We start from the raw sequence: 1,181 nt of genomic DNA, 5'->3' as shown, positions 1-1,181 counted from the left end.
GATGGCCATTCAGCACCAGGCCCCTCAGGCAACAGTGTTCCTTAAAGCGGGCTATTGCTAATTGGCATTTTTTATTTCGATCCGGATACCGATGGAATTCCTGAATGACCTGGTCCGGTGTCACTTTTCTATTGCCAAGCAGGATGTTCTTTAAGCAGAGATTTTGCAGGAATAAACCTCCCCTGAGGGACGTTTTATCATTGCCATAGGCGCTCATCACATCAGCCGAAGAGATCTGACGTCCACGTAATGGTTTTTTTTCCCAAAAGGCATTCTCAACACGTTTGCCATCATTCAGCGGGAGAGCTGTACTTCGATAAGACGGATGGTTTGAGACTCTTTTACCGTTAAATGTGCTTCTGGAGTGATGATGAATACCATTTGAAGCGGATTGTTGGTTAGCCCGGTCAGCAGGCTTTCGGCGGGAGTGGGTGGATGCGGTTGCTTTCAGAATAAAACCCTGCGCACTTGGAATATAAATATCGCCATTTGACCTGAAAATAATTATTAGGTTCCTTCTTTGGTGTGTCAGGTCCTGTTTGAGGTGATCTCCCGGGCATTATAATGGCAAAAAAATCCCTCTCTGGTTACATGCTTCCTTAAAGTGGGCAAGTCTCAGTAGGGCTTTGTGCATTTTGAGGGACTCTTCTTTGTTTCTCGCTCTTTTTGCAAGCAGTGATTTCATGCTTTCATCGCTGTCAAAAATTTTTTTAATAAAAGACTCTGATCGCAGGCATGCCACATTACGCGTGTGAGTTGAGCTGAAATTCACAAAATCGGAAAAACTCAGTTTACGGGCAATGAATTGCAATATTTCCTCAGGAAGCGCCTCCAGATAACAGGTATCCGGTTGGCTACGTACTTCTTGTACATGCACTTTTCTGAAACCAAAAAAGGCTAAGGGAATATCTGAATCCTCTATTTGAGGATTAAGTATGAACGATTCTACTTGAGGTGAAACAGCAGTAGTTTGATGCATAAGCAAACCCTTGTCTTTTATTCCGGAGTGTTTTGAACCCAAGCCCGGAAAAAAGTTCCGCTTCCGAAAATTTCTGCTTATGACAGATACTTGCCATTCAATGATCTGGCATTCGGTTGCCGCCTGGAATAGAACTTACCCCTTTGGAGCAACCCCTAGGAGCCTGTCGAGAATAGCGCCCGTAGCGAGGATGGCAGAAAAT

Annotated in this window: 2 protein-coding genes; both read right to left on the bottom strand. The window is 44.5% G+C overall.

Annotation, left to right across the window (positions count from 1 at the left end; translation table 11 throughout):
* Positions 1–217, bottom strand: a 217-nt coding sequence (locus tag KDK13_RS07105) for a hypothetical protein (protein ID WP_257284279.1), incomplete at its 3' end; no start/stop codon positions are given.
* A 342-nt stretch (positions 218–559) separates the two neighbouring features.
* The gene (locus KDK13_RS07100) at positions 560–979 is read right to left on the bottom strand and encodes a hypothetical protein (protein WP_257284278.1); all 420 of its coding nucleotides are present in this window, start codon (positions 977–979) and stop codon (positions 560–562) included.
* Positions 980–1,181: the final 202 nt, after the last annotated feature.

The sequence above is a fragment of the Endozoicomonas sp. SESOKO1 genome, from assembly GCF_024606265.1.
GTDB lineage: Bacteria > Pseudomonadota > Gammaproteobacteria > Pseudomonadales > Endozoicomonadaceae > Endozoicomonas.
This window is presented reverse-complemented; position numbering and strand designations above follow the sequence as displayed.